29 protein-coding genes and 1 tRNA gene are annotated in these 26,646 nt (G+C 41.0%); 4 read left to right on the top strand and 26 right to left on the bottom strand.

Going from position 1 to position 26,646, the window contains the following annotated elements:
• The first annotated feature begins 206 nt into the window (after positions 1-206).
• Positions 207-277, top strand: a tRNA-Cys gene (locus NGI26_RS00260).
• 85 nt (positions 278-362) lie between these two features.
• Here the strand turns inward: NGI26_RS00260 and NGI26_RS00255 are convergent.
• The 11 genes from NGI26_RS00255 to NGI26_RS00205 all read right to left on the bottom strand — a co-directional run bounded on the left by NGI26_RS00255 (position 363) and on the right by NGI26_RS00205 (position 9,287).
• Entirely contained in the window at positions 363-1,694 is a 1,332-nt protein-coding gene (locus NGI26_RS00255; protein ID WP_251934499.1) for a hemolysin family protein, read from the bottom strand.
• 119 nt (positions 1,695-1,813) lie between these two features.
• Positions 1,814-2,641, bottom strand: coding sequence for a DNA/RNA non-specific endonuclease (locus NGI26_RS00250; protein ID WP_251934496.1), 828 nt, complete (start codon positions 2,639-2,641; stop codon positions 1,814-1,816).
• A gap of 203 nt (positions 2,642-2,844) precedes the next feature.
• Entirely contained in the window at positions 2,845-3,033 is a 189-nt protein-coding gene (locus tag NGI26_RS00245) for a DNA-directed RNA polymerase subunit beta (protein WP_251934493.1), read from the bottom strand.
• Entirely contained in the window at positions 3,026-4,312 is a 1,287-nt protein-coding gene (gene murA, locus NGI26_RS00240) for a UDP-N-acetylglucosamine 1-carboxyvinyltransferase (protein WP_251934490.1), read from the bottom strand. The genes NGI26_RS00245 and murA overlap by 8 nt, the downstream gene beginning before the upstream one ends.
• A 24-nt stretch (positions 4,313-4,336) precedes the next feature.
• Positions 4,337-4,567 (bottom strand): DUF1146 family protein, encoded by a 231-nt coding sequence (locus tag NGI26_RS00235; protein ID WP_286009815.1) that lies wholly within the window; start codon positions 4,565-4,567, stop codon positions 4,337-4,339.
• Between the two features lie 57 nt (positions 4,568-4,624).
• Positions 4,625-5,662, bottom strand: coding sequence for a SepM family pheromone-processing serine protease (locus NGI26_RS00230; RefSeq protein WP_251934487.1), 1,038 nt, complete (start codon positions 5,660-5,662; stop codon positions 4,625-4,627).
• Complete coding sequence (gene coaD / locus NGI26_RS00225) at positions 5,646-6,134, bottom strand: pantetheine-phosphate adenylyltransferase (RefSeq protein WP_251934484.1); 489 nt, start codon at positions 6,132-6,134, stop codon at positions 5,646-5,648. The genes NGI26_RS00230 and coaD overlap by 17 nt, the downstream gene beginning before the upstream one ends.
• Positions 6,124-6,663, bottom strand: coding sequence for a 16S rRNA (guanine(966)-N(2))-methyltransferase RsmD (rsmD, locus tag NGI26_RS00220; RefSeq protein WP_251934482.1), 540 nt, complete (start codon positions 6,661-6,663; stop codon positions 6,124-6,126). The genes coaD and rsmD overlap by 11 nt, the downstream gene beginning before the upstream one ends.
• Before the next feature lie 59 nt (positions 6,664-6,722).
• On the bottom strand, positions 6,723-7,715 hold the full coding sequence (asnA, locus tag NGI26_RS00215; RefSeq protein ID WP_251934479.1) for an aspartate--ammonia ligase: 993 nt from the start codon (positions 7,713-7,715) through the stop codon (positions 6,723-6,725).
• Positions 7,716-7,810: 95 nt separating this feature from the next.
• A complete protein-coding gene (locus NGI26_RS00210; protein ID WP_251934477.1) occupies positions 7,811-8,494 on the bottom strand; it encodes a Bax inhibitor-1/YccA family protein in 684 nt (227 codons plus the stop codon).
• 52 nt (positions 8,495-8,546) lie between these two features.
• Entirely contained in the window at positions 8,547-9,287 is a 741-nt protein-coding gene (locus tag NGI26_RS00205) for a TrmH family RNA methyltransferase (RefSeq protein WP_251934475.1), read from the bottom strand.
• A gap of 33 nt (positions 9,288-9,320) precedes the next feature.
• Here NGI26_RS00205 and NGI26_RS00200 point away from each other — a divergent pair, with 33 nt between their 5' ends.
• Positions 9,321-9,599: an acylphosphatase gene (locus tag NGI26_RS00200; protein ID WP_251934465.1), complete on the top strand. Its 279-nt coding sequence runs from the start codon at positions 9,321-9,323 to the stop codon at positions 9,597-9,599.
• A gap of 77 nt (positions 9,600-9,676) precedes the next feature.
• On the top strand, positions 9,677-10,603 hold the full coding sequence (yidC, locus tag NGI26_RS00195) for a membrane protein insertase YidC (RefSeq protein ID WP_251934463.1): 927 nt from the start codon (positions 9,677-9,679) through the stop codon (positions 10,601-10,603).
• Between the two features lie 73 nt (positions 10,604-10,676).
• Here yidC and pflA read toward each other — a convergent pair whose 3' ends face one another.
• The 12 genes from pflA to NGI26_RS00135 form a co-directional block, all read right to left on the bottom strand.
• Positions 10,677-11,471, bottom strand: coding sequence for a pyruvate formate-lyase-activating protein (gene pflA, locus NGI26_RS00190; RefSeq protein WP_251934461.1), 795 nt, complete (start codon positions 11,469-11,471; stop codon positions 10,677-10,679).
• 132 nt (positions 11,472-11,603) lie between these two features.
• Positions 11,604-12,857 (bottom strand): diaminopimelate decarboxylase, encoded by a 1,254-nt coding sequence (locus tag NGI26_RS00185; RefSeq protein ID WP_251934458.1) that lies wholly within the window; start codon positions 12,855-12,857, stop codon positions 11,604-11,606.
• A 72-nt stretch (positions 12,858-12,929) separates the two neighbouring features.
• Positions 12,930-13,754, bottom strand: a complete 825-nt coding sequence (gene purR, locus NGI26_RS00180; protein WP_251934456.1) for a pur operon repressor — start codon at positions 13,752-13,754, stop codon at positions 12,930-12,932.
• Between the two features lie 102 nt (positions 13,755-13,856).
• Positions 13,857-14,798 carry a 3'-5' exoribonuclease YhaM family protein gene (locus NGI26_RS00175; protein WP_251934452.1) on the bottom strand — a complete coding sequence of 314 codons (942 nt, stop codon included), beginning with the start codon at positions 14,796-14,798 and terminating at the stop codon, positions 13,857-13,859.
• Complete coding sequence (locus NGI26_RS00170; RefSeq protein WP_251934449.1) at positions 14,788-16,044, bottom strand: DNA recombination protein RmuC; 1,257 nt, start codon at positions 16,042-16,044, stop codon at positions 14,788-14,790. The genes NGI26_RS00175 and NGI26_RS00170 overlap by 11 nt, the downstream gene beginning before the upstream one ends.
• A 1-nt stretch (position 16,045) precedes the next feature.
• On the bottom strand, positions 16,046-16,708 hold the full coding sequence (locus NGI26_RS00165) for a thiamine diphosphokinase (RefSeq protein ID WP_251934447.1): 663 nt from the start codon (positions 16,706-16,708) through the stop codon (positions 16,046-16,048).
• A complete protein-coding gene (gene rpe / locus NGI26_RS00160) occupies positions 16,671-17,327 on the bottom strand; it encodes a ribulose-phosphate 3-epimerase (protein WP_251934440.1) in 657 nt (218 codons plus the stop codon). Before rpe ends, NGI26_RS00165 begins: the two co-directional genes overlap by 38 nt.
• A gap of 10 nt (positions 17,328-17,337) precedes the next feature.
• Positions 17,338-18,216, bottom strand: a complete 879-nt coding sequence (gene rsgA, locus NGI26_RS00155) for a ribosome small subunit-dependent GTPase A (protein ID WP_251934438.1) — start codon at positions 18,214-18,216, stop codon at positions 17,338-17,340.
• A 1-nt stretch (position 18,217) separates the two neighbouring features.
• Positions 18,218-19,090 (bottom strand): 16S rRNA (adenine(1518)-N(6)/adenine(1519)-N(6))-dimethyltransferase RsmA, encoded by an 873-nt coding sequence (gene rsmA, locus NGI26_RS00150; protein ID WP_251934436.1) that lies wholly within the window; start codon positions 19,088-19,090, stop codon positions 18,218-18,220.
• Positions 19,091-19,120: 30 nt separating this feature from the next.
• Entirely contained in the window at positions 19,121-20,512 is a 1,392-nt protein-coding gene (locus NGI26_RS00145) for an SseB family protein (RefSeq protein WP_251934434.1), read from the bottom strand.
• Between the two features lie 133 nt (positions 20,513-20,645).
• Positions 20,646-21,209 (bottom strand): ribonuclease M5, encoded by a 564-nt coding sequence (rnmV, locus tag NGI26_RS00140; RefSeq protein ID WP_251934432.1) that lies wholly within the window; start codon positions 21,207-21,209, stop codon positions 20,646-20,648.
• Positions 21,206-21,982: a TatD family hydrolase gene (locus NGI26_RS00135; RefSeq protein WP_251934430.1), complete on the bottom strand. Its 777-nt coding sequence runs from the start codon at positions 21,980-21,982 to the stop codon at positions 21,206-21,208. Before NGI26_RS00135 ends, rnmV begins: the two co-directional genes overlap by 4 nt.
• A gap of 155 nt (positions 21,983-22,137) precedes the next feature.
• On the opposite strand from NGI26_RS00135, the gene kimA reads away from it, so the two are divergent.
• Positions 22,138-23,982 (top strand): potassium transporter KimA, encoded by a 1,845-nt coding sequence (gene kimA / locus NGI26_RS00130; RefSeq protein ID WP_251934428.1) that lies wholly within the window; start codon positions 22,138-22,140, stop codon positions 23,980-23,982.
• Between the two features lie 121 nt (positions 23,983-24,103).
• Here the strand turns inward: kimA and rpmH are convergent, their stop codons facing one another.
• The 3 genes from rpmH to NGI26_RS00115 all read right to left on the bottom strand — a co-directional run bounded on the left by rpmH (position 24,104) and on the right by NGI26_RS00115 (position 26,513).
• Positions 24,104-24,238, bottom strand: coding sequence for a 50S ribosomal protein L34 (gene rpmH, locus NGI26_RS00125; RefSeq protein ID WP_000831905.1), 135 nt, complete (start codon positions 24,236-24,238; stop codon positions 24,104-24,106).
• Positions 24,239-24,465: 227 nt separating this feature from the next.
• The gene (locus NGI26_RS00120) at positions 24,466-25,050 is read right to left on the bottom strand and encodes a DUF2625 family protein (RefSeq protein WP_251934426.1); all 585 of its coding nucleotides are present in this window, start codon (positions 25,048-25,050) and stop codon (positions 24,466-24,468) included.
• A gap of 248 nt (positions 25,051-25,298) precedes the next feature.
• Positions 25,299-26,513, bottom strand: a complete 1,215-nt coding sequence (locus NGI26_RS00115; protein WP_004251584.1) for a pyridoxal phosphate-dependent aminotransferase — start codon at positions 26,511-26,513, stop codon at positions 25,299-25,301.
• Positions 26,514-26,646 lie beyond the last annotated feature (133 nt).

The raw sequence follows: 26,646 nt of genomic DNA, 5'->3' as shown, positions 1-26,646 counted from the left end.
CAAAAAACTTTCATTTATCAAATTTTTCTATTCTTTGTTTGCTATCTATAGAATCAAAAGGGAAGTTAAGGCTCTATAAAGCCTGATTTTCAGATTTTCTCTCCCCATTTTTCCATCCAATCAGAAAGGGCAACCTTCTAAATTGGATTTTCGATTAAGAAACTATTGACGTAGAATCATTTTCAAGGTATAATATTAAACGTTGAGGCGGTATAGCCAAGTGGTAAGGCACGGCTCTGCAAAAGCTTGATCGTCGGTTCAAATCCGTCTACCGCCTTGTATAAAAAGACTCCTTTTGGAGTCTTTTTATTTTCAAAAATTAGAAAAAGCTCTACTAACCTAAAACTATTAAAGTTTTTTTGTTAATCAGCTTCTTCTTTCGGTTCAATCTCTTCAATGTGAACCTTGACCTTGGTCACACGACCATTTTTTACCTTGTCATTAGTTAATGTGATGTATTTGTTTGAACTTTCCAACTCATAGCTGAGTTTTTCAGTTGTCGGGATAGTACCTACTCCAGTTAAGTAGTAACCCGCAATGGTATCTACATCATCACTCTCAAGTTCAACATCAAAGTAATCATTGAAGTCGTTCAAATTCATTGTTCCTTGGACGATGTAGGTATTGTCACCGATAGTGTGAACGTATACTTCAGCGCGGTCAGTTTCATCATCTATCTCACCAACAATCTCTTCAAGTAAATCCTCAAGAGTGACCAAACCAGCCATTCCTCCATATTCATCTAGAAGAATTGCCATCTGTCTTTGTGAATTTCTGAGTTCTTTTAACAAATCGTCCACAAAAATAGTTTCAGGTACAAAGAGTGGTTCCTGTAAAATTTTTCTCAATACGATATTGTCAAAACCATCGGTAAACCCTGCTTTTAACAGACTCTTGGTATGAATCAAACCAATCACGTTATCCTTGTCATTATCATAGACAGGAATGCGAGAAAAGTTTTGTTTTAAGATACTTTCGATAATCGTTTGAGTGTCATCTTGGATATCCACCATGAAGGCATCTGTTCGAGGAACCATGACTTCACGCGCCATAAGCTCGTCTAGTGAGAAAATCCCCTGTAACATCTCGATTTCATCAGCATCCAAGGTTTCTTCGCTCTTCGTCAGCATATACTCAATCTCATCCCGAGTCATCTTTTCATCTGCATCGTCAAATGTCATCGGTGTCAATCGACTCAAAAGATTCGTTGATGCGGATAACATCCAAACAAAGGGACTCACAATCTTACCGAGTGCGATAATAAATGGTACTGTTCGGATTGCCAAGGCATCTTTTAAATTTAGAGCAATGCGTTTAGGATAAAGTTCACCAAAAACGATAGAAATATAGGTCAAAAAAGCAAGTGATAAGAAAGAAGCCACTGCATGCGCAGTCTCACTATTTCCTATCCAAGATGCAATCAATTGTCCAAGAGAATCTGCTAACCTAGCCCCTGACAAGATTGTAATTAAAGTAATACCAACTTGAATGGTTGATAAAAAGTGATTGGGGTTTTCAAGTACCTTTAGCAAACGGATGTAGCGTTTATCCCCCTCTTCAGCCTTTTGTTCAACGCGTGAGCGACTAAGGGAAACCATAGCCATCTCTGTTGCTGAGAAAAAAGCATTTAAAAAGGTCAAAACAACTAATAATACAAATTGCAGTAACAAATCCTGACTGCTCGGGTCTTCCATTTTCCTTCTCCTAAAAAGTATAATTGTGACTATTATACCATATTTTTTAACTTCTACACATTAAATTACGATTTTAGTAGCAAATCCCCTATCTAATAAGATAAGGGATCGCTTATTTACTAGTCTTTTGTTACGGTTACTTTACCTGTTCGATAGTCTAACTGAATTCCCTTTTGAACGTTAGGGACTACGACATTAAACTCTAATTCCCCGTCGGATGATTTGGCTTCAATCTGAGATGCAGAAGGGACCAAATCTTCTTCTGTTGCGTAGAGCAATGTGACTCGGTAACGCACACGCTTATTTTGATCCAAGGCTTTTCGAACTAAACTTTCATAGTAGTTTTGTCCCGTTGAATCTTCTGCGCGTGCTTGATTGGCCCAGGCTGTCTGTACGGCAATATTTTTAGGATTGCTTGTAGAAGCATCAAAGCCGTCTAGCCCACCAATCAAGGCATAGCCTAATAAATGTCCTCTATCTACTGCGTGATTGTAAGTTCCTTTTAGATTTTTGACTTGATGCCATCCTGCTGGCGTCCAAGAGGTCGAGCCATTCCCAGTTTCTTCACGGTCTTTGTACTGTCTTGTTGCTTTTGACATAAGGGCATTGGCTACAGTTGGGACCGTCTCCCCGCCTACAGTTTTTGTTTTATTATCAGCATAAGGTTTACTTGAAACCTTTGCATCTAGATTAGTCTTATTCCCATTGACAATAAAGGCTCCTGCTCCATTCCACTCAAGAGTCCCCTTTATTTGTTTTTTTACCGAGTCTGTCAATACACTCTCAGCCAATTCTTGATTTGGAGTATCAAGCGACTGGGATTTCTGCTGTACCTGTGTTCGTGGCGTGGCATTCGAAGCCTGCATTTCTTTTATGTAGTAACTTCCTGCCGACAAAAGTAGGAAAATCAGAAGACCTATAAGGGCCTGTCTGGTTTTTTTATTCATGTTTTCTCCTTCATTTCACTTCCTAGAAAAGAAGCTGGGACAAAAGTCCTAGCCTCTCAATTGTCTTTGGATTGTCGATCAAGTCGCAGTGGCTGAGTGGACTCTACTACGCTGATTTCATCAGCTTTTACAGCCCTACTCAACTGTGCGAAGGCAGGATAACGAAATCGAATTCTAACGAATTACCGATTTCTGTCCCACTCTCATTTTCCTGTAAATTTCGTAATTAACTCATGCCATTTCTCCGGTGCTAAAATTGCCCATGGATCTTGACTCTTGCCCAAGATACCGTAGCCAATCATCAAGCCAATCCCAAGTGCTAAGACTCCTAGAAGTAGGACAATAATAACTAGTAGGAATCTACGTAATACATAAGATCCTTGTTTATTCATCTTCATCAGCTTCCACACTTACCCGTTCAATATTAGCTCCTAACTGAGCTAATTTTTCATGGAAACAATAATAGCCTCTATCCAAATGGACAAGTTTTCCAACAACTGTCTCACCCTCGGCCACTAAACCTGTCAATATCAAGGCTGCACTTGCACGAAGGTCTGTAGACAACACTTCTGCCCCTTGTAGAGGTTGACCTCCGACGATACGAGCTGTATCACGGATAATCTCAGAATGTAAGCCCATACGACGCATTTCTTCTAGATGTTGGAAACGATTCTCAAAGACTGTCTCAATCATAGTTGATTCTCCTTGAGCAACCGTCATAAGAGCAGTAAACTGTGCCTGCATGTCCGTAGGAAACCCTGGATGCGGAAGTGTCTTAACATGAACTGCTTTTAGTTTGTCTCGTTGAGAACGGATGCGGATACCTTCATCCTCATCAATGACTTCAACACCCATTTCCTGTAATTTCGCTAACAATGGTCGGTTATGTTCCCAGATAGCATCTTGAATTAGGACATCTCCACCTGTCATTGCAGCAGCAACCATAAAGGTACCTGCTTCAATACGATCCTGAACAACATTGTGTGTAGCACCCTGTAGTTTTTCAACACCAGTGATAGTAACTGTTTCTGTTCCTGCTCCCTTGACTTTAGCTCCCATTTTATTTAAGAGGACAGCTAGGTCTACAATCTCAGGTTCACGCGCTGCATTTTCAATAACAGTGACTCCATCAGCAAGCGTCGCAGCCATCATTAAGTTTTGGGTTGCTCCAACACTAGGAAAGTCCATATAGATGTGAGCTCCGTGCAAACGGTCCGCCTTAGCTTCGATATAACCTGCCGTTTGAGTAATCTGAGCTCCCATTGCTTCGAGTCCCTTTAGGTGAAGATCGATAGGGCGACTACCGATGGTACAACCACCTGGCATCGAAACTTTAGCGTGACCAACTCTAGCTAGGATTGGACCCAAGACTACAATTGAAGCACGCATCTTGCTGACATACTTATAAGGTGCTTCTTCGGTGATGTCTCCAGTTGCATCAACTTCGACAATATGAGCATCCTGATCAAAGTCTACCTTCGCATTTAAGCCACGAACCACCTGATTCATGGTAAAGACATCTGATAAGATAGGGACATTTTTTAATACAGTTTTTCCTTCACTTGCTAAAACAGTTGCAGCAAGTAAGGGCAAAACTGCATTTTTCGCACCCTCGATGGTGACACTTCCGACAAGGCGATTATCGCCACCTCGAACTACAATTTTTTCCATAATTATTTTCCTTTACTTTCGAGTTTAGAATAATCCTCGTACTGCTTCTTGCCATAATTGGTAGAGATTTAGGAAAAAAGAGCTAATCAGATATCCTAAACTGATACTACACAACACGACCAAAAGTCGTACCTTCCTCGCATTGTCCTTAGTCACCTTCAAAATTTGTTCCCATTTGACCAAATCTCTCAAGAGTTGAAAAACCAGGTAGACAAAAAACATATGACTACTGAGGGTAAAAAACAATTGAATCATCTGCCTATTATACCATCTTCTCTTTTTCTACGCTAGTCTATGGACTCACACCGTATTTTAGGGGTTGTTTTTCAAGTAGTCTATTGCATCCTGAAGAGTTTTTACTGGAACAATCTTCATGTCAGTTTTAATCATTTCAGCAGCTTCTACAGCCGTGTCATAATTACTTTTAGCATTGGGATTGGCCTTTTTAGCTTCTTCCGTTACTGGATTGTTAGGAGCAAAGAATACAGTCGCTCCCTTTTTAGCTGCAGCAACAACTTTTTTGTCAATCCCACCAATATCGCCAACATTTCCATCTCTATCGATACTTCCTGTACCAGCAATAATGCGTCCGTTTCGAAGAGTTGGGTCTGCAATTTGAGTATAGATGGATAAACTAAACATCATTCCTGCACTTGGACCACCAATACCAGCCGTTGAAAACTTGATTGGCACATCACTTGACACTTCTGTGCGGTCAATCAAACCGATTCCGATACCATTTTTCCCATTTTCCAGAGTAATGATTTTTCCTTCAGCAGTTTTGACTTTCCCGTCTTCTTGATAAGTAACCTTAACCTTGTCACCTAGCGTTTGAGAGTTGACGTAGTCGACCATCTCCTTGGAACTTTCAAAAGTCTTATCGTTCACAGCTGTTACAGTATCAGCAATATTGAGAATGCCCTTGAAGGTTGAATTGTCTGTTACGGTCAAAACATAGACTCCTAGGTATTTGAGTTCTATCTCCTTACCCGCCGACTTCAGACCCTGATATTTGGCCATGTTTTGCGAAGTTTCCATGTAAAACTGGTTGATTCGCATAAATTCTGCATCTGAAGAACCACCTGTCATCTCTTTGGCACTACGAATATCTGTAAAAGGTGTTAACCAAGCATAAACCAAGTCCACCATTCTAGCGTGTTTAACTCCAACCGTCACAAATTGATAAGAACCTTCTTCTTGGTCAGGTTGGTTATTGACTTGTAAAACCTTTCGAATATCTTCTGAAGTCCCTGGCACCTCAATGTAGTAAGGCAGAGGCACCGTAAAAGCAATAAAAGTGACAATAAGCCCGATGATTAGATATATGGGCCATCTAGTTTTTTTCTTCATTGTTTAACTCCTCCAAGACAGCATTTGGTACATACTCGCTGATATCTTGACCAAATTTCAATAGTTCTCTCACAGCTGAAGAGCTGATGTAAATATGCTCTGGTCGAGCATGGAGATAGACTGTCTCAATTTCTTCTGCTAATTGATGGTTGTAAAAATCAAAACTGGCTTCGTACTGAAGATCTGTCGCATTACGCAAGCCACGCACCAAAACCTCTACACCTAGTTTTCTAGAAACATCAACGACTAATTCATCATGAGAGGATATGACCTGAACATTTTTTAGATGTGCCACTGCTCTTTCAACCGTCTTTAACCGACTTTCTATCGGTAAAAATCCATTTTTGTGTGGATTATAAAAAATTCCCACATACAATTGATCAAAGAGCTTACTTGCACGCTCGATGAGATCCAAATGACCATTGGTCATTGGATCAAAAGAACCTGTAAATAGGCCAATTTTATCTGACATAAACCGTCACCTTACTAATTCCATATATTTTTTCCTTCCAGATACCCAAACAGGCAATTTCTTCTGGAAGTTCTACTGATTTATCGGTTTCACAAACCACCATGACATCATCTGAAAAAAGATCACGCTCAGCCATTTTTTCAATGTCAGATACGATCTGTTCCTTTGCATAGGGAGGATCCAAAAAGATGAGATCGAAGACACCATCCACTTGCTCCAATGCTCGACTGGATTCCATTTTCAATAATTGAAACTTAGATGTCTCCTTGGTCATCCTGATATTTTCTGCCACAATATCCTGGGCTCGGCGATCCTTCTCGACTAGAACAGCGCTCGACATTCCTCTTGAAACTGCCTCGATGGATAAGCCACCACTACCAGCATAGAGGTCTAGCACACGCCCTCCTTCAAAGTAGGGACCAATCATATTGAAGATAGCTCCTCGGACTTTGTCCGATGTCGGTCTCGTCGTTTTCCCATCCAAGGTCTTTAAAGGACGGCCTCCATAGATTCCTGATACGATTTTCATAAGGTATATTATACCAAATTCTGATGAAATAAGAAAATCGAACCTATCGGTTCGATTGTTTAAAGAATATTTTCGTAAGTATCTCTGACTTCTTGTGGCCAAACACTAGTTTGGACTTCACCAATGTGCTTCTTACGAAGCAAGAACATGGCCATACGTGACTGTCCGATCCCTCCACCAATTGTCAATGGGAAGAGTCCGTTCAAGAGAGCCCTATGCCATTCTAGGGATAAACGGGCTTCATCTCCTGTAATCGCAACCTGACGACGAAGGGTGTCTTCATCAACACGAATTCCCATAGAAGACAACTCAAAGGCCGCACCTAAGTTATCATTCCAAACAAGAATATCTCCATTCAGACCCTTATAGCCATTTTCAGATTCTGTTGTCCAGTCATCATAGTCTGGTGCACGTCCGTCATGAGGTTTTCCATCTGACAGTACACCACCGATACCAATCAAGAAGACCGCGCCAAACTCTTTACAAATAGCATTTTCACGTTCTTTTGGTGTCAAATCTGGGTAGCGTTCTACCAATTCTTCAGTATAGATAAAGGTAATTTGCTTCGGCAAGATTGACTCAATATCATAGCGGGCTTCGACTGCCAGCTCTGTTAAACGAATAGCCTTATAAATCTTTTCAACTGTTTCCTTGAGATAGGCTAGATTACGGTGCCCATTAGGAATGACCTTTTCCCAGTCCCACTGGTCAACATAAACTGAGTGAGTCGCATCTAGTGAGTCTTCGTCTGGACGAAGGGCCTTCATGTGAACGAAAAGGCCTTCTCCTTCACCAAAACCAAAACGGGCCAAGGTATGGCGTTTCCACTTAGCAAGCGAATGTACCACCTCATAGGTTTCATTTGGGATTTGCAGAACTTTAACAGATACGGGATGTTCAATCCCTGAAAGGTTGTCCTGCATCCCGTCCCCAACCTTACTCAAGATTGGTCCTTGTACTTCTACTACTTCTAACTTATCTTTTAAATACTGGGTAAAGGTATTTTTTACAAAGGAAATCTCTTCTTGCTGATGGATAAAACTTTTCTTCATACGTTGCTCCTTTTGAATAATAAAAAGATTATACCTTTTTGTCAGTAAAAATGAAAGTAAAAATTAAAAAAGAGCTCATTTGAGCTCTAAAAGTATTAATCGTCTCTTCCAAAGATTCGTAAGAAGCTAAGGAAGAGGTTGATAAAGTCGAGGTAGAGGCTAAGCGCTAAAGAAATTGCCCAACCTGTAGCTACCTGACCGTCTGACTCTTCGTAAACATAACGAATTTTTTGATTATCCCAAGCAATCAGCCCTGAAAAGACAAGAACCATAATGATACTAATGATATAGTCCATTAGGTCACTATTTAAGAAGATATTGACAACCATTGCTAGTATCAAACCAAATAAGGCTGCAATCAAAGCACGACCGATCCCGCTCAAATCCTTTTTGATGACTACACCTACGATTGCCATCACAAAGAAGAGGGCCGCACTGGAGATAAAGGCTGTTAAAACTGTACCAGGAAGATAAAGCGCCACAATGAAGCTTAGTGAGAACCCATTGACCGCTGAATATAGCAGGAATATTGGAAGGGTTGCTGGACTATTCTTTAGCGCTAAACCACTTGCAAAAATCACTAGAGCAACTTCAACAATTCCTGTTACGATTAGCCATATACGTGCATTTAACATCAACTGTACAAGAAGATCTTGGAAGGTTGTTAACATCAAGGCTGAAACAATTGCAGATAGAGCAATTCCAATCCCTACAAAAGTATATACTTTTGCATAAAATTGATTCAAACCAGAACGTTCTTGAATAATTGTTTGATTCATATTTTTTCTCCTTATGAAATCTTTTTACTGATTATAACAAAAATAAACTATTTTAACTCAAATAAAACATGAGTATGCCTGCAGCAATGGCAACGTTGAGACTTTCCGCTTGCCCTTTCATGGTAATATGAACCAGTTGGTCTGCATGATCTGCCATGAATGGACTAATGCCTTGCCCTTCATTTCCCATGACCAAGGCGAAATCTTCTGGCTGAGCAAGCTCACGATAATCTTTAGATTTTGGGGACAAAGTAGTTGCCAGAATTGGTAAATTGCCCTTTTTAGCCCCTTCTACAAATGTTTCAACAGGCATCCGATAAATCGGTACATGAAAATGACTGCCCTGCATGGATCGGAGAGTCTTCAAACTATAAATATCTGCTGACTTGCTTGAAACAATGACTCCCGAAAAACCTGCTGCATCTGCCGTTCGAATCATTGTGCCAACATTTCCAGGATCCTGCACGTCTTCCAAGAAAAGATATTTTCCAGAGGTGAAATCCGGCAACTGCTCTTCTTCCTTTTGAACAATGGCAACGATGCCCTGAGGCGTTTGTGAATCTGCCAAATCAAACAAGATTTCTTCTGTCACAAAGGCAGTCTGAGGGTAGTCCGTTAATTTTTCACCATACTCTGAAAGGGCAAATATTTTCTCAATCTTTGCACCAGCCTGAACAGCCTCTTCAAACAAATGCCATCCTTCAATTAAATAAGAAGATTTTCGATATTTTTTTTGATGCAATTTCTTGGCATTTTTTACCACAGAATTAGCTTTAGAGGTTATAATAGTCATAAAGGTATTATAACACAATCAAGGAGGTTTGGTATGCAAAAGGTCAAAATGATCGCACAGGGTCGCGTTCAAGGCGTTGGTTTCCGCTGGGGCGTTTATACCCTTGCCCTCGATCTAGGTGGAATCACTGGTCGTGTCTGGAACAACGATGACGGAACCGTTGAAATTCTTGCCCAAGCAGAGTCTTCAGCTATCATGGCTAAGTTCATCCAAGAAATCCGAAAAGGACCTACTCCCTTCTCAAAAGTAACTTATCTAGATGTTCAATTGAGCAACTTCCCATCCTATTCAGATTTCAAAGTAGCAAATTAGGTCCAGAGAACTATTGTATATTTTCCAAAAAAACAGTAGAATAGAAAGGTATAATTTTTAAAGAAGGAATAAAAACAGTGAAATCAATTAAACGAATCGCCCTCTCTATCATGGGAGTAGCTATGCTATTAGTCTTGACAGGTTGCGTTCAGATTGATAAAGCAACAGGTAAGCCAATTGGTCCCGTTTGGGATTTCTTGGGTGCCCCGATGGGAGAAGCTATCAAGTACTTCGCTACTGATAAAGGGCTAGGCTTCGGGGTCGCTATTATTATCGTAACCATTATCGTACGCTTGATTATTTTACCACTTGGTATCTATCAATCATGGAAGGCAACGCTTCATTCTGAAAAGATGAACGCCCTCAAGCATGTTCTTGAGCCACATCAGACTCGTCTGAAAGAAGCAACAACTCAAGAAGAAAAACTGGAAGCCCAACAAGCCCTCTTTGCTGCTCAAAAAGAGCACGGTATCAGTATGTTTGGCGGAGTAGGATGTTTCCCTCTCCTCATCCAAATGCCTTTCTTCTCAGCGATCTACTTTGCTGCTCAACATACAGAAGGTGTTTCTGAAGCTAGCTTCCTAGGAATTGCACTTGGTTCTCCAAGTTGGATTCTTATCGCCTGTGCAGGTGTTCTCTACTACGTCCAATCGCTCCTTTCACTACATGGAGTTGAAGACGAAACTCAAAGAGAACAACTTAAGAAGATGATTTACATGAGTCCAATGATGATTGTCATGTTCTCAATCTTCTCACCAGCCAGCGTTACACTTTACTGGGTTGTCGGTGGTTTCATGATGATTCTTCAACAATTCATCGTCAACTACATTATTCGTCCAAAACTTCGCAAAAAAGTACGTGAAGAACTGGCTAAGAACCCACCAAAAGCAAGTAAAACTTCAGTTGCTCGTAAAGATGTAACCCCTGAATCAACAGCAGTTATCTCAACTTCTACTAAGAAGAAAAACAAAAAACGCAATTCTGGAAAACAACATTCTAGATAAAAATAAAAGGCTTAGCATTTTGGCTAAGCTTTTTTGATACCAGAAAAGCCCGATGTCTCCATCAGGCTTCTTTTTATCCATGTACACGTTTCATGTAATCTTGATAACTTTCTGTATCCATCAATTCCTTAGCGTTCTTCACACGATCTGCTGTTGGAGGTTTCACCCCTTCAAGCGAATATGGAATCCCGAGTTCACGCCATTTGAACTCTCCCATAGTGTGGTAAGGTAAGATTTCAAACTTATCAACGTTTTTAAGAGTTTTTACGAACTTACCGAGTTCAATCAAATCTTCATCACGGTCTGTCAATCCTGGTACGAGAACGTGACGAATCCAAACAGGTTTCCCAATATCTGACAAGTACTGCGCACATGCCAAGATGTTTTTGTTGGTCTGACTGGTTACAATCTTGTGCTGTGCTTCGTTGATTTCCTTGATATCAAGGAGAACTAAGTCTGTCACGGACATGAGCTTGTTGAATTTTTCTAGATAGCGTGGTTTGTTCCGGAATGGAAGGGCACAAGTATCCAAGGTACAGTGAATTCCTTTTTCTTTTGCCTTGGTAAAGAGGGCAATCAAGAAATCAATCTGCAAGAGAGCTTCTCCTCCACTGACTGTAATACCTCCCTTGTCTCCCCAGAAGCCACGATAACGAAGCGCTTCTTCTAGAACATCATCTACTGTTCGTACACGAGATTTATTGGTTTCCATAGCCCAAGTATCTGGGTTATGGCAATATTGGCAACGCATCTGACAGCCCTGCAAAAAGACAATAAAACGAATCCCAGGACCATCTACTGCCCCAAAACTCTCTGTCGAATGCACCATTCCTGTCACTTGTCCATAGTCAATTGTTTCTTCAGACATAAGGTCACCTTCCTTGAAACCGTTTTATAATTTTATTATATCATGCTTGAAAGGAAAAACAATAGATTTTGTCTATTTTTTAGAAAACAAACTGTTTTTCACTTTCAACTTTCATGATTTTCAAAAATTCTTCTAATCCCTGTCAAAGTCGAATCCATAGAGAGTTGCAAAATAGTCCTCAGGTCGCTCTGCTCTACGGATTAGCCGTGCACCACCGTCCTTTGTATAGAGAATCTCTGCTGAACGAAGTTTGGCATTGTACTGGTAGCCCATAGAGAAGCCATGCGCACCTGTATCATGAATGACTAACAAATCACCAATTTCTGTTTGAGGTAGTTCACGATTAACTGCAAACTTATCGTTGTTTTCACAAAGAGAGCCAACAACATCAACGACTTCCGTCTGACCGTCAGGATTCATCATATTGGTGATGTGGTGATAGGCTCCATACATAGCCGGTCTCATAAGATTGCCAGCTGATGCATCTACTCCAAGATAAGTTCGGTAGGTTTTCTTTTTATGGGTTACTCTTGTAACCAGAACTCCATGAGGTGCCAACATAAAGCGCCCAAGTTCTGTAAATATCTTCACCTGACCAAGACCTGCTGGTGCGAGGACTTCTTCATAAACCTGACGAACTCCCTCACCAATCAAAGCAATATCATTTGGATCCTGGTCTGGGCGATAGTTGACCCCGATACCTCCAGAAAGATTGATAAAATCGAGGGAAATTCCTAATTTATCCTTGATTTCCACGGCCAACTCAAAGAGCTGACGGGCTAATTCTGGATAGTAGAGGTGAGTCACTGTATTGGAAGCTAGGAAGGAATGAATGCCAAAAGTTTTCGCTCCCTTTTCTTTCAAGATAGCAAAAGCTTCAAAGAGCTGTTCCTTAGTCATCCCGAACTTAGCTTCACCAGGATTATCCATAATATCCGTTCCTAGTTCAAATACACCACCAGGATTGTAGCGGCAAGAGATAATCTCGGGAATCCCAGCTGCACGCTCTAAATGTTCAATATCTTCAAAGGCATCCAAATTGATTGTAGCCCCCAGTTCACGGGCATAGGCGTACTCTCGATCTGGGGTATTGTTGGACGAGAACATCATATCGGAACCAGAAAATCCTAGTTTGTGACTCATCAAGAGTTCTACATAACTAGAACAATCCACTCCACATCCTTCTTCTTGCAAAATTTTCAAGATAGCTGGAGTTGGGGTCGCTTTTACTGCGAAGTATTCTTTAAAACCCTTATTCCAAGAAAAGGCTTTGTTTACTGCGCGTGCTTTCTCCCGGATCCCTTTTTCATCGTAGAGATGGAAAGGTGTTGGAAACTCTTCAACGATCTTTTCTAAGGCTTCACGTTTAATAAATGGTGTTTTCATAGGACTCCTTCATATCCATTATCAAAGAAAGGCTGGGACGAAAGTTCCAACCTTTGTATTTCAAGTCAATTCTTATTTTTCTTCGTCAAAGATATTTCCAACTTCAACAGCAATTTGTTGGTTCTTCACATCAATGTCCGTAACCTTCAAGAGTGATTTGTAGTCAAACTGCTGTTCACGATCTTCCTGCGCATTATCAGCAAAGACAGCTACACCAGCTAACTCTGAATCAAACTCTGTTAAAAGGCTAATCATACCATTAATAGTTCCTCCGCCTTTCAAGAAATCATCAACGATCAAGACACGACTTCCTGCTTTAAGGCTTCGTTTTGAAAGGAACATTTTTTCAATACGGTCACTAGAACCTGAAACATAGTTAACACTAACAGTTGAACCTTCAGTGATTTTCAAGTCACGACGGACAATGACAAAAGGTACGTTGAGAACATTTGCAACTGCATTTGCAAGCGGAACTCCTTTGGTTGCAACAGTCATAACAGCATCAATCTTTTGATCCATAAAGCTCTTGGCAATAATGCGGCCGATATTTTTCAAAATAGCTGGCGTACTCAATAGGTCAGACAAATAAATGTAGCCACCTGGAAGAATGCGGTCGCTCTCTGAAAGTTTGCTGCGAAGCTCTTCGATGATTGTTTTAGACTCAAGGGTAGAGATAGATGGTGTGAAAATAACACCACCACCAGCACCTGTCACCGTCTGAATATGGCCGATTTCAATCTCTTCGAAGGCACGTTTAATAATGACAATATCTTCTGAAATAGAAGATTTAGCAGATTCATACTTTTCCGCAAAGGTATTGAGACTGGTTAATTTGTATGGATTGTTAATCAAGTAATTGGAAATAACAACCATCCGATCACTTCTTCTTAATTTCATTAGTTATTCACCATTCTTTTTTATTAGTCTTTTTCTCATTATATCACACTCAAACAAAAAAAACGAACTTTATTGCCTAAATAAAGCTCATTTTTTTAGTTTTTAGTCTAATTTCGGCTTGTAGAAGGAACGATTGTCCATAGCAAAGACTTTGTTGGTCATTTCTCCTTCATCAACAAGGGCCAGAGCTGTCGACATCATCATCATGCTGGCATCCAAATTATCAACCATGTGAATGATTTCGGCTTCCATCACACGAGGGCGAACTGGACTACCATACTCGAGCAATCCATGGTGACTGAGAATCACATGGCGTAGAAGAACGACTTCTTCTCGAGTATCATCGATTCCAAGTTCCATTGTCGCTTTGGTAATTTCGCTATCAATCAAAGCGATATGGCCGATAAGATTGCCTCTTACTGTGTACTCTGTCTGATCGGGACCTGTCAACTCAATAACCTTGGCTAGGTCATGCAACATAATTCCGGCGTAGAGCAAGCTCTTATTCAGCTGTGGATACACATCTGCGATAGCTTCAGCTAAACGAACCATAGTGGCAGTATGATAAGCAAGTCCTGTCTCAAAGGCATGGTGGTTGGTTTTTGCTGCTGGATAGGAGTAGAATTCCTTATCATATTTGGTGTAAAGACTCCGAACGATACGTTGCCAGATGGGATTTTCAATCTTGAAAATCATCTGTGAAATATACTCGCGGATTTCCTTAACATCCACTGGTGATTTGACCTTGAAGTCTGCTGGGTCATTGGGTTCCCCTGGCTGAGGTAAGCGAAGGGTGATTTGATTGACCTGTGGAGTGTTGTTGTACACTTCCCGACGTCCCTGCATGTGGACAACCTTCCCTACAGTAAAGGCCTCAACATTGTGAGGTTGGGCATCCCAGAGTTTCCCTTCGATTTCCCCACTATCATCTTGGAAGGTAAAGGCTAGGTAGTTTTTCCCAGCACGTGTCTGTCTTAGGTCAGCTGACTTGATCAGGTAAAAGCCTTCAAAAAGCTCATCTTTTTTCATGTGACTAATCTTCATATTCTTCCTCATCTTCTTGGAACTGGAGTAGGTCAAGCGCTGGCTTACCTTCTGATAACTCAATGTGACGGAGCGTCCGCTCGATAGCTGTAGTACGACGATTTAATAATTCATCAATGTTGCCAGAGGCATGTTGGAGATGTTTTTGGGCCTTGACCAGAATGCCTCCGAACTTGCCAAATTCCGTTTTAACACTAGCAAGAGTTTGGCTGATATGATCAGCACTTTTCTGGATATTGAGAGTTTTGAAACCAACCGATAGGGAATTGAGAAGAGCTGATAAGGTACTTGGGCCTGCAACAATAATCTGTTCCTCCCGTCTCAAACCATCAAAGAAAATCGGATTTCTAACGATTTCTGAGTAAAGACCTTCTGTCGGAACAAACAAGACCCCAAAATTGGTCGTCCTAGGTGGCGCCAGGTACTTGCTCTTAATATCCTTAGCAAAACGCTTAACGCTTGTTTGGAGTGATTTGCGACAATTTTCGATTTCTTCCTTATCACCTGCTTCATAGGCTTCTTCAAGGCGGTAATAATCTTCCAAAGGAAACTTAGAGTCAATCGGCAGATAGACATATTCTTGGTCGCCTTGCCCAGGCAACTTAATAGCGTATTCTACTCGTTCACTCGAGTTTTCAACCGTTGCAAATTCTCTCTCATACTGGGCAGGTGTCATGATATCTTCTATGATTTGGCCCAGTTGTAATTCTCCTAGAATTCCTCGAGTTTTTGTTCCAGATAAGACCTTGTTAAGGGCGCCGACATCTCGCGCAACCGTCTGCATTTCTCCAAGACCACGATTGACAGATTCTAGCTGTTTGGAAACTGTCTCGAAGGATGCTTGCAAGCGTGTCTGTAGGGTCTTTTCTAGCTTTTCCTCGACCGTTTGGCGCATCTGCTCTAAACGTTGCTCATTTGACTCCTGCAAGGCCTGTAGTCGTTGGTCGGTCTTGTCTCTGGTTTGAAGAAGGTTCTCATTCATCTCCTGCCTAAGCTGAGTCAAGCCTTGGTGCAACTCAATCCGCACCTCCTGCAAACGGTCGCTAACAGCCACTTCTAGATTTTTTTGATCCAGCTGGCTTGCTTGTCGCGCTTGTTCAAATCGATAATCTAACTGGTCTGAAAGATTATCTACCTGGTCTTCTAAACTTTTGGTCAGGTATTTCTCCTGCTTTTCCTGCCTCTGCCAAATAAGAAAGAGGCCGGCTAGGTTAGCAATTAGTAACAGTAGTACTATAATCTCCATCCTATCTCCTGTCCTTGCTATGCAGCACGACTACATAGCCATCTGGGCAAGTCACCAAAACTTCCCTATCTATATATTCGTTAGAAGCATAAACTTTCTTAAAGAAAAAATTCGCCTCAGTCAATTCATACTTGGCTCCGACAATAGTCAACTGACTATCCCTCACAGGCATAAAAGCAAGATAATCATAGTCCGAACGTGGCTCTAGCTGACTGGTGCCTTCTGGGCAATAGCTAATCAAATTTTGTCCATCCTCAATCTCTATTTGGCGCATAAAGGGTGCCAACTTGGGATTGCTCGGAAGAAAGACATTGGCCAGCATATGGTCAATACGACCACCTAGGGCACCAAAAATGGTCACCTGAGCTTGAGGATTTTTTTCAAAAATCGTTAAAAGTGCTAGTTCTAGATCGGTATCATCTTTTTCTGGCTGAGCTTGGACAAGGTGCTGAGCGTACTTTTGAATCAACTGACGTTCTTCTACAGTCACAGAATCAAAATCCCCAACAGCTAGAGCAAGAGGAAGTTTTTCCTCCAGTACCCAGAGTGAGCCACGGTCCACACCGACAAAATAATCAAAATCTGTCCGATAATGTCCACGGTCTCCACCAGCAAAAACTGCAACCTTAGTCCAGTTGTTTTCGGAGTGCTTGCACTCGTTCATTGACATCTCCCTTAAAAACATAGGATCCTGCTACAAAGACTGTAGCACCAGCTTCTTTGGCTTGAGCAATCGTTTGATCATCAATCCCGCCATCCACTTCAATCTCAAAGTTCAATCCTTTTTCCTCACGAAGGAGAACTAGCTCACGAATCTTATCCATGGTTTCAGGTAGAAAGGCTTGCCCACCAAATCCAGGATTCACCGTCATGACCAATACTTGATCAACTAGATGAAGGACATGCTTAATCGCTTCAACTGGTGTACCAGGATTGATCACAACCGATGGCTTGACACCAAGAGAACGAATCTTTTGAAGAGCGCCATGGATATGAGGTGTTGCTTCTGCATGGATGCTGATGATGTCTGCACCTGCACGCGCAAAGTCTTCTAAATGATGTTCGGGATTTGATACCATCAAATGGCAATCAAAGACCATCTTGCTATGAGGACGAAGACTTTCGACTACACCTGCACCAAAGCTGATTTGTGGTACAAAGTGACCATCCATGATATCGATATGAGCATATTCCGCCCCAGTTGCTTCTAGGCGTTTAATTTCACGTTCAAAATTAGCATAGTCTGCCGCCAATATTGATGGGGCAATCTTGTATTGAGACATAGGTTTCTCCTTATTTTGGAATTTTTTTGCTGACTTTTTTATAGGTTTCTCTGCGATTTTCAATTTCGCTCAGGAATTGCAAATAGTTATCAAAACGGAAGCTCGCAATGAGACCTTCTTCTACTGCTGGCTTGACCGCACAGGAAGGCTCATGGGTATGCGTACAAGTACGGAACTTACAGTCTCGGCTAACAGAGGCAATCTCTGGAAAGGCCTGATTGAGGTCTTCTGCTGTTGACACTTCATAATCCAGAGATGAAAATCCTGGCGTGTCTGCGATTTTCCCACCATTGAGATTGTAAAAGCTAACAGCTCGAGTGGTATGACGACCACGACCTAAACTATCAGAGATTTCTCCCGTTTCAAGGTTGAGGTCAGGTGCGATTTTATTAAGAAGGGTTGACTTCCCAACACCTGTCTGCCCCATAAAGACTGTCACCTTCTTTGTCAATAGTGGCAAGAGCTCTTCTTTACTAGTTACAAAGTCATAGCCGATGGCACGATAGGTCTGTTCGTAAAAATCCAGTTCTCCTCGATCTGACAAGAGGTCCATTTTAGAAATATAAACAATGGGATGAATGCCCTTATGTTCCAAGAGAACCAAGAAGCGATCCAGCAAGTTGCTGTTAAAATCAGGTTCTTTGACTGACATAATGACAACGGCTTGGTCAATATTGACAATGGGCGGGCGGACCAGACTATTTTTTCGTTCCTGAATCTTAAGGATGTAGCCTTCAGAGTTTTCTTCCGCAGAAAAATCTACCCAATCTCCAACGTAGGGTGTATGGCCTTTTTTACGAAAATTCCCACGCGCTCGTGTCTGATAAATCTGATCTTCACTCTCCACATAGTAAAAGCCAGCCAAGGCTTTAATGATTTGTCCTTGCATCCTAGAGTCCTTGTCCTTTAAGCGCGTCTGCTAGACTGGCAAATTCTGCCAAGCTGAGAGCTTCACCACGTACACTCGGTGCCAGTCCAGCCTGATCCAAAGCCTTGGTCAGCTTGTCCTTGACTTCCTCAGTCTTGCCAAAGTAACCTGTCAAGTTGTTCCACAAGGTTTTACGACGATGGGTGAAGCAAGCCTTGGAAACCTTAAAGAAAAAGTTCTCATCTTCAACCGACACAGCTGGTTCTGGACGGCGTACCATTTTCAGGATAGCTGAATCTACGTTTGGCGCTGGCACAAAGACCGTACGAGGTACGATAAAGGCAACCTTGGCCGTCATGTAATACTGCACAGCAATAGACAAGCTACCGTATGCCTTGGTATTTGGTTGAGCAGAGATACGATCCGCCACCTCTTTTTGCATCATGACCACAAACTCGCTAAAAGGAATGCCACTCTCGATTAAATGCATGAGAATAGGCGTCGTAATGTAGTATGGCAAGTTGGCTACTACCTTGATTGGCAGTTCAGGATTTTTGAAATTTTGGATATGTTTTGCCAAGTCAACCTTAAGAATGTCCTCGTTGACTACGGTCACATTGTCAAAATCACGCAAGGTATCTGCCAAAATCGGTACCAAACGGTGGTCAATCTCAAAAGCCATGACCTCAGCTGCACGCTCAGCTAGAAATTCAGTCAAAGCACCGATTCCTGGCCCGATTTCAATGACATTGACCTGATCATCAATTTCAGCCGTATCCACGATTTTTTGAAGGATATTGGTATCCGTCAGGAAATTTTGCCCGAAGGATTTTTTAAAGGTAAAACCGTGACGCTCCAGCACTGCCTTGGTCACGCTATAATCTGCAATTCTCATTTATTCTCTTTTCTAATATTTAAGAACTTTCTAATCTTGAGCTCTTCCTTCTTGTCTCTCACTTAGCTCTTGCATTTCTTTAAAAGCTGTTAGACTAACATAAGCACCTGCTTCATAATACTCCGTTGGATTTATGGCATAGTCAAATCCTTCAATCATGCCTCCAGCTTCTTCAATCATGCCATTCCACTTTTCATCAAAGACCATTCGCAAACGTTTCCAATCGGTAAAGACTGGGACGGAATTTCGTCCATCTTTTCCTTCTCTAACGGGAATATTAAAGTTAGCGTCTTTTTCCAAAACAAAGGAATTTCCTTCTGAATTATCCTCTGGGAATCCTGATGTTGCATCTAATGGAAGTAAGAATTTTGCTTTAGGCATAGCCATAGAGAAGAACTTGTAGTAAAGTCCATAAACTAGTTCTTGCTCCTCTGTAGTCGGTTGGTCCATCTGTCCCATCAAAAGCATCCATCTTACTAGGTCTGGATTCATAACAGGCACTTGTATTTCTGGCAAATCAGAAAAATCCGGTTTCTGAACCAAAACTGAAGCACTGATGCTGACTTCCTTGGAATTAAAGATTACTCCCATGGCACCGTTTAAGTAAAAGGCTGTCCCAAGGAAATTCTCAATTCCTTTTTTATCTTCCGTATTTTCAATTAATCTTACGACTGAGTTTGATCGGCTGTCAATGGTTTCCTTGAATTGGCGATACCAAGATGGCGTCAACAGCATAATCATGGGATCCGTACACAGATAACCTTCCTCGCCCCTGTCATAGGTGGTTGAGAAAAGATAGGGTTCGCCTGTTTTTTCCGAATAAACTGCATAAACCGAATCTGCTGCTAACAACTTGTCCTTGACGATTTCCGCTAGACGTTCTAACTTGCGAGTGTTGGCTTGATAGCTTTCTTCACTTTCAGTTTCCTGATTTTGACGGCATTTCCATAAAAAGAGACGTAAAATCTCTACACTGTCATCAAGGCTAGCTGCCAAATAGTCCTCATTGGTCAACTGCCCCTCTTGGATGGCTACAAAAGCACGATACAGAGCATCTGAATAGCTAGATAATTTTTGTTCTTCATCAACACCTGAACTAAAGAGTACACTTCCTTTTTTCAATTTATCCAAAGAAGGAATCCTATCAACCACTAGATGGGCAAGAACTTGATCCGTTAGACTGTCTGCATCTTTGTTTTGGCTACTGAGTTTTTTAACTTCTACAGTACCAAGAGCCTCCATTCCTTGGTCAGGATTGCAAAACTGCAACCGTTCCCCAACCTTGAGACTACCTTCTAAACTCCCAACAATCAATAATTGATTCGTTTCCTTCATTGGGAGAAAGTCCAAAACTCCCACACATGCATTGTTTTTAGACTCTTCTTCCGCTTCAGTCTTTTTCAAATAATCAAAGATTCCCATAAATTTTCCTCATTGTCTCCACTCAACACAAATCCTATGGAGTCATTTTTCTAATGCTTGCTACCAAGCCTGATTAAACCGTATATGATTACTTCTATTGTATCACATTCTCTCTACATTTTGGGATGGTTTCTCAATTATCATACGATTTCATGGCTTCTTCCACTTCTGCCAAGCTAATCCCAAACAACTCTAAACGCTTGAGGAGTTGTTTGCCATTGGAATAACCGATACGAAGGCTTTCTCCTAGATATTCTCTGCGTTTTCGGCTATCCACTCCTGCTAGGAAACCAAGACGAATCAAGTCACTACGGCTAATATCAAAGTCACTTTTTGCTTCAAACTGCTCAGTAACTTGTGCCAAAGCCGTCCTTAAGTCTTCATAACTAGCATGCTCGATTCCTAAAGAACAGCCCTTGGTCTTGGACTTGGGAACTGCTTCATCACGTTTGAGAAAGGCGTGTTGAACTGTCGGGATGGCTGTCATAATCATACGCCGAATCCGCTCCCCATTAAAATCAGGATCTGTAAAGACAATCACCCCATGACGCTCATGTAAACGTTGAATTCGTTCAAGATCTTGTTCATTGATAGCCGATCCACGAGTCTCATAGGTCTCCACATCAAAATAACGTTTTAGATTTGCCGTATCATCACGTCCTTCGACTACGATGACTTGGGAAATTTTCTCTTTCATGATTTACGTTCCAATCCAAAGATGCCTTCTGCATTGGCACTTGTCACAGCTGCCAATTCTTCTGTCGTCATACCACGCAAGTCTGCAATAAAGTCTACTATATAGCGCGTGTAAGCTGTCTTGTTTTCACGCCCACGCTTGGGTACGGGGGCTAAATAAGGTGCATCCGTTTCTACCAAAATCTTATCCAAAGGTAACTCTTTGGCTGCTTCCTGAATATCTGTCGCTTTTTTAAAGGTCACCACTCCAGAAAAGGAAATCGTCATCCCCAGCTCCACAAACTTCTCAGCCCACTCTAGAGAACCTGAGAATGAGTGCATAATCCCACCACGAGGGCCAACTCCTTCGCTCTTGATAATCTCATAGGTGTCTTCTAGCGCATCACGAGTGTGAACCACAAAAGGTAAGTCCAGTTCCTTAGACAGCTGGATCTGACGACGAAAAACTTGCTCCTGCACTTCTTTAGGGGCTGTCATCCAGTGATAGTCCAAACCAATTTCACCCAAGGCAATAACTTTGGGATGTTTTAGTTTTTCTAACAAGTAATTCTCAACTTCCTCTGTATAGGTTACTGCTTCCGTTGGATGCCAACCAATCGTCGCATAGAGTTGATCATACTTCTCCACAAGTTCAAGGGCGCGTTCAATCGTCGGTTTGTCAAAACCAACAATATTCATCCGAGTTACGCCCATTTCAGCCGCTAAGGCAAGTTCTTCTTCTTCGCGTCCCAAAAATTCTTCCACATTCAAGTGGGTATGAGTATCAAAAATCATTTATATTCCCTCGTTTTTCTACCTTCTATTATACCAAAAAACTAATCTCATCCTTATAGGAAAAAATATTTTGAAATCATTCATTTTTTTCTTGACGGCTTTTTTTCATAGCAGTATAATAACTCTTGTTGAAATTTTTCAGAAAAGGAAAGAAAATGTTTACAAAACTGAAGTATACCTTTATTGGTCGTCCCCTTAAGTCCTTAACAGAAGGCGAAGGAGGACTACTTGGAAAAACGCAGGCACTCGCAATGCTATCAAGCGATGCTCTCTCATCTATTGCTTACGGGCCTGAGCAGGTCGTCCTCGTCTTGGCCAGCCTTTCTCCTCTCGCTATTTGGTGGAGCCTCCCTATCGGCGTTTTTGTCCTCTTATTATTAGCTAGTCTAACCATTTCTTATCGACAAATCATCCACGCCTACCCTCAAGGTGGGGGTGCCTATATGGTTACTCGAGAAAACCTCTCCCCTGAGCTAGGCTTGATTGCTGGTGGAAGTCTACTTGTTGACTACATGCTAACAGTGGCCGTATCTGTAGCAGCAGGCGCTGACGCTATCACTGCTGCACTTCCTGCCCTTCACCCCTACAACCTCCACATTTCCATTTTTCTAGTATGTTTGCTCATGCTTTTAAATCTAAGAGGACTAAGGGAATCCGCAAGTTCTCTGATGATTCCAGTCTATCTCTTTATCTTTAGCACGGTCTTCCTCTTATTGTTTGGTTTAATCCAACTATTGACAGGTTCTCTAAGCTATCATGCAACTTCCTCTATCGGTCAAACCGTCCCAAGTCTCTCAATTGTCCTGATTTTAAGAGCTTTTACAAGCGGTTCAGCTTCATTAACAGGGGTTGAAGCCATCTCAAATGCCGTTCCATTTTTCAAGACTCCAAAAGAAAAGAACGCTGCTCAGACACTGACCATCATGTCTCTTATCCTTGGATTTCTATTTGCAGGGATTACCTTCCTAAACTACTGGATGGGGATTATGCCTCAACACGGAGAAACGATCCTCTCACAAATGGCTAAAGGGATTTTAGGGGATTCAGCACTCGGTCAGATTGTTTATTATCTCTTCCAATTCTCAACTGCCCTAATTCTAGCCGTTGCTGCAAATACTGGTTTTTCTGCCTTTCCGATGTTGGCTTACAATATGGCTAAGAACAAGTACATGCCCCATCTCTTTATGGAAAAGGGAGACCGTCTTGGTTATTCAAACGGTATTCTAACCTTGGCTTTTGGTGCTATCATCCTTCTACTCATTTTCAACGGAAATACTGAACGCTTGATTCCTCTTTATACTATCGGGGTTTTCGTTCCCTTTGCACTTTCTCAAACAGGGATGATTCGCCACTGGAAAAAAGAAAAAGGCTCTCATTTCTTAAAATCTGCCTTTGCAAATATCCTTGGCGCCATCATATGTTACGCTATCGTCCTTATTTTACTCCTCTTCAGACTTGGAGATATCTGGCCATTCTTCCCAATTATCCTGGTCTTGACCTTCCTATTTCTGTCCATCCACAGTCATTACCAAAAAGTGGCCAAACAACTGCGACTCTATGAAGGAATTCAAAAACAAAGCTACGATGGCAATATCGTTCTTGTCTTAGTGGGAAATGTTACTCGAGTCAGTGTTGGAGCTATTAACTATGCTCAAAGCATCGGAGATGAGGTTTTGGCTATGCACATTTCCACCAAGGAAACCGAAGAAAAGGACCAAGAAATCCTCCAAGAATTTGCCGATTACTTCCCAAATATCACTCTAAAAAACATTACTACTAGCTATCGCGACATCATCACTCCTACAATTCGATATGTTCGAAAAATCTCTCAAGAAGCCAAGAAAAAGAACTACACGGTTACAGTTCTAGTTCCCCAATTTATCCCTAACAAACCTTGGCAAAACTTCCTACACAATCAAATGAGCCTCAAATTAAAATATGCTCTCAGATGGCATGAAGATGTCGTCGTTGCTAGTTACTCTTATCATTTGAAAGAATAAAAAAAGCTCAAAACCAGAGAACTTATCCTCTGGTTTTGAGCTTTTTCTATATGTGATTTTTCCAAAAGAAAAATCAGTAGGCTCGAGTTCCTACTGACTTCTTTGTTTCATTTTGTTTGGATTATGCAGCCAAAACTTTGCGTCCTTTACGACGACGAGCTGCCAATACGCGACGACCGTTTTTAGTTGACATACGGTTACGGAATCCGTGTTTGCGCGCACGACGAAGTTTACTTGGTTGATAAGTACGTTTCACGATGAATACCTCCTCATAGATTTTGTATTCGTTTAGCCGGCTATAAAGTGATCAGTTACTAAACATACTTTACTATTCTATCTGATTCTTACTTATTTGTCAATAGCTCTGACAAATGTTTCCGGCTTTTTTGCTATGAAAGCCCTTATCAGTAACATTCTCTTCAGAGACTAATAAATCAATAAAAAATAATTCTTACTAACATACACTTCTTGAATCCACTGATTTCATATACTTAACTGTCTATAAAAATCAGCATTCATTTCTAACAATTCTTTAAAGGGAACTATTTTTCTAACTGCACCTGATGGGGTATATTCCATTGACCAAATAAAAGGATATGTCAAAACAACTTCATTTTTTTCAAGCGATAAATCTAATTTGAACAAATCTGGTGCTATAAGTTCTTGATAAAATGTGCCTAACTGATTTGTCATAACCCAATATAAAAATTCCTTATAATCTATTTCCAAATCTTCCCATTCTAATGTATCAGGAGCGAAATATTCTATTGAATTTAATTTTTCAATATTTATTGCAAATAGACCTCCCAAGATGTCATAAGCTATCAAACAACGATCAGGATTATAACATTTTGAAAACAATTCATTACAGTAAATGAAGCCATTCTCTGAATCATTCCCCAAAATTTTTAAATAACCATTAACAGTTATATAAGAAAAATGTTCTAAGATAAACTTTAGTTCTTGTGGTCTTTCTATACTATCCGTTATTTTTTTATTAAATTCTAAAAATTTAATATCATTGGGACTTTCATCAAATTTTGTAAGAATCTCATTCATAATTGGCATTTCATTTACCTATTCTCCTCTATTCATCTTAACTCTTGTAGTTCATAGTTACTGATGTTTATAATATTAAAGATTCTAAGTTTAGAATGTCTAATCAATTTTAACAATAAATTCTAATCTTTCAGGATATTATACCTGCCTAGTATCCTTCCAAGAAAATAAAAATCTCAGAGAGGTAACGTTTAAATCATAAAAACGTTACCTCTCTGAGATAAAACGCTAAAATCTACTTGAGACCTATAAAACCCTTATCTACGATACTGCTTTAAGAAGCGAGTCATCTTTTCCTGTATTTGGGCTAACTCATCAACACGTGGTAGATAAACGATACGGAAGTGGTCTGGTTCTTTCCAGTTAAAGCCACGTCCATGTACTAAAAGTACCTTTTCTTGTTTCAAGAAATTAAGGACAAATTGTTCATCATCGTCGATACGGTACATATTGCGGTCGATTTTAGGGAAGATATAAAGACCCGCTTTTGGCTTAACAGCTGATAAACCAGGGATATCTTGAATGGCATTATAAATAAAGTTTCTTTGTTCATAGATACGACCACCAGGAAGAAGCAACTCATCCACGGACTGGTGACCACCTAGTGAAGTTTGAACAACCTGTTGAGCAAGCACATTCGAACAAAGTCGCATGTTTGAGAGCATGTTGAGACCTTCAATGTAGCCCTTTACATGATGTTTAGGTCCAGACAAGACCATCCAACCAACACGGAAACCAGCGATACGGTGAGATTTAGACAGACCATTCATGCTGACACAGAAAAGGTCTGGAGCCAAACTTGCGACCGGTGTGTGAACATTGCCATCCATAACCATACGATCGTAGATTTCATCCGCAAAGATAATCAAGTCATTTTGACGAGCAATCTCGATGATATCTAGTAAGAGTTCTTTAGGATAGAGAGCCCCAGTAGGATTATTGGGATTAATCAAGACAATAGCCTTAGTATTTGAACTAATCTTAGACTTAATATCATCTAGGTCTGGATACCATTCCGCTTCTTCATCACAGACGTAGTGAACGGCATTTCCCCCAGCCAAGCTGACAGCAGCAGTCCAAAGAGGATAGTCAGGCATAGGAACCAAGACTTCATCTCCATTGTCCAAAAGCCCTTGCATAGACATAACGATTAGCTCACTAACCCCATTTCCAAGGTAGATATCATCAATATCCACATTGGGGAATTTCTTTAGTTGGCAATACTGCATGATGGCCTTACGAGCTGAAAAGATACCTTTTGAATCTGAATAACCTTCACTATCACGTGCATTCATAATCAAGTCATGAATGACCTCGTCTGGCGCTGTAAAGCCAAACTCAGCTGGGTTTCCTGTATTCAGACGTAAAATCTTTTCACCATTTGCTCGCATACGCATAGCCTCTTCAAGAACGGGACCACGAATATCATATGCTACGTGCTCTAATTTGATGGATTTATTAAATTCTTTCATGTGACTTCCTCTATTCATCAGGATAGTTAATATTATACCACTCCAAAAAGAAATCGCAAATTTCCCAGTACTATTCCACAAAAAAACCTTGCTTAATGCAAGGTAACAGAGCAAAGTCGATTTCTTTCTATTT

It is taken from the genome of Streptococcus sp. Marseille-Q0941 (genome assembly GCF_943736975.1).
Lineage (GTDB): Bacteria > Bacillota > Bacilli > Lactobacillales > Streptococcaceae > Streptococcus.
This window is presented reverse-complemented; position numbering and strand designations above follow the sequence as displayed.

Bases quoted from the DNA above. Each gene is read 5' to 3' on its own strand.
- NGI26_RS00255 (WP_251934499.1), bottom strand. From the start codon at position 1,694: ATGGAAGACCCGAGCAGTCAGGATTTGTTACTGCAATTTGTATTATTA.
- NGI26_RS00250 (WP_251934496.1), bottom strand. From the start codon at position 2,641: ATGAATAAAAAAACCAGACAGGCCCTTATAGGTCTTCTGATTTTCCTA.
- NGI26_RS00245 (WP_251934493.1), bottom strand. From the start codon at position 3,033: ATGAATAAACAAGGATCTTATGTATTACGTAGATTCCTACTAGTTATT.
- murA (WP_251934490.1), bottom strand. From the start codon at position 4,312: ATGGAAAAAATTGTAGTTCGAGGTGGCGATAATCGCCTTGTCGGAAGT.
- NGI26_RS00235 (WP_286009815.1), bottom strand. From the start codon at position 4,567: ATGATTCAATTGTTTTTTACCCTCAGTAGTCATATGTTTTTTGTCTAC.
- NGI26_RS00230 (WP_251934487.1), bottom strand. From the start codon at position 5,662: ATGAAGAAAAAAACTAGATGGCCCATATATCTAATCATCGGGCTTATT.
- coaD (WP_251934484.1), bottom strand. From the start codon at position 6,134: ATGTCAGATAAAATTGGCCTATTTACAGGTTCTTTTGATCCAATGACC.
- rsmD (WP_251934482.1), bottom strand. From the start codon at position 6,663: ATGAAAATCGTATCAGGAATCTATGGAGGCCGTCCTTTAAAGACCTTG.
- asnA (WP_251934479.1), bottom strand. From the start codon at position 7,715: ATGAAGAAAAGTTTTATCCATCAGCAAGAAGAGATTTCCTTTGTAAAA.
- NGI26_RS00210 (WP_251934477.1), bottom strand. From the start codon at position 8,494: ATGAATCAAACAATTATTCAAGAACGTTCTGGTTTGAATCAATTTTAT.
- NGI26_RS00205 (WP_251934475.1), bottom strand. From the start codon at position 9,287: ATGACTATTATAACCTCTAAAGCTAATTCTGTGGTAAAAAATGCCAAG.
- NGI26_RS00200 (WP_251934465.1), top strand. From the start codon at position 9,321: ATGCAAAAGGTCAAAATGATCGCACAGGGTCGCGTTCAAGGCGTTGGT.
- pflA (WP_251934461.1), bottom strand. From the start codon at position 11,471: ATGTCTGAAGAAACAATTGACTATGGACAAGTGACAGGAATGGTGCAT.
- NGI26_RS00185 (WP_251934458.1), bottom strand. From the start codon at position 12,857: ATGAAAACACCATTTATTAAACGTGAAGCCTTAGAAAAGATCGTTGAA.
- purR (WP_251934456.1), bottom strand. From the start codon at position 13,754: ATGAAATTAAGAAGAAGTGATCGGATGGTTGTTATTTCCAATTACTTG.
- NGI26_RS00175 (WP_251934452.1), bottom strand. From the start codon at position 14,798: ATGAAGATTAGTCACATGAAAAAAGATGAGCTTTTTGAAGGCTTTTAC.
- NGI26_RS00170 (WP_251934449.1), bottom strand. From the start codon at position 16,044: ATGGAGATTATAGTACTACTGTTACTAATTGCTAACCTAGCCGGCCTC.
- NGI26_RS00165 (WP_251934447.1), bottom strand. From the start codon at position 16,708: ATGAACGAGTGCAAGCACTCCGAAAACAACTGGACTAAGGTTGCAGTT.
- rpe (WP_251934440.1), bottom strand. From the start codon at position 17,327: ATGTCTCAATACAAGATTGCCCCATCAATATTGGCGGCAGACTATGCT.
- rsgA (WP_251934438.1), bottom strand. From the start codon at position 18,216: ATGCAAGGACAAATCATTAAAGCCTTGGCTGGCTTTTACTATGTGGAG.
- rsmA (WP_251934436.1), bottom strand. From the start codon at position 19,090: ATGAGAATTGCAGATTATAGCGTGACCAAGGCAGTGCTGGAGCGTCAC.
- NGI26_RS00145 (WP_251934434.1), bottom strand. From the start codon at position 20,512: ATGGGAATCTTTGATTATTTGAAAAAGACTGAAGCGGAAGAAGAGTCT.
- rnmV (WP_251934432.1), bottom strand. From the start codon at position 21,209: ATGAAAGAGAAAATTTCCCAAGTCATCGTAGTCGAAGGACGTGATGAT.
- NGI26_RS00135 (WP_251934430.1), bottom strand. From the start codon at position 21,982: ATGATTTTTGATACTCATACCCACTTGAATGTGGAAGAATTTTTGGGA.
- kimA (WP_251934428.1), top strand. From the start codon at position 22,138: ATGTTTACAAAACTGAAGTATACCTTTATTGGTCGTCCCCTTAAGTCC.
- NGI26_RS00120 (WP_251934426.1), bottom strand. From the start codon at position 25,050: ATGCCAATTATGAATGAGATTCTTACAAAATTTGATGAAAGTCCCAAT.
- NGI26_RS00115 (WP_004251584.1), bottom strand. From the start codon at position 26,513: ATGAAAGAATTTAATAAATCCATCAAATTAGAGCACGTAGCATATGAT.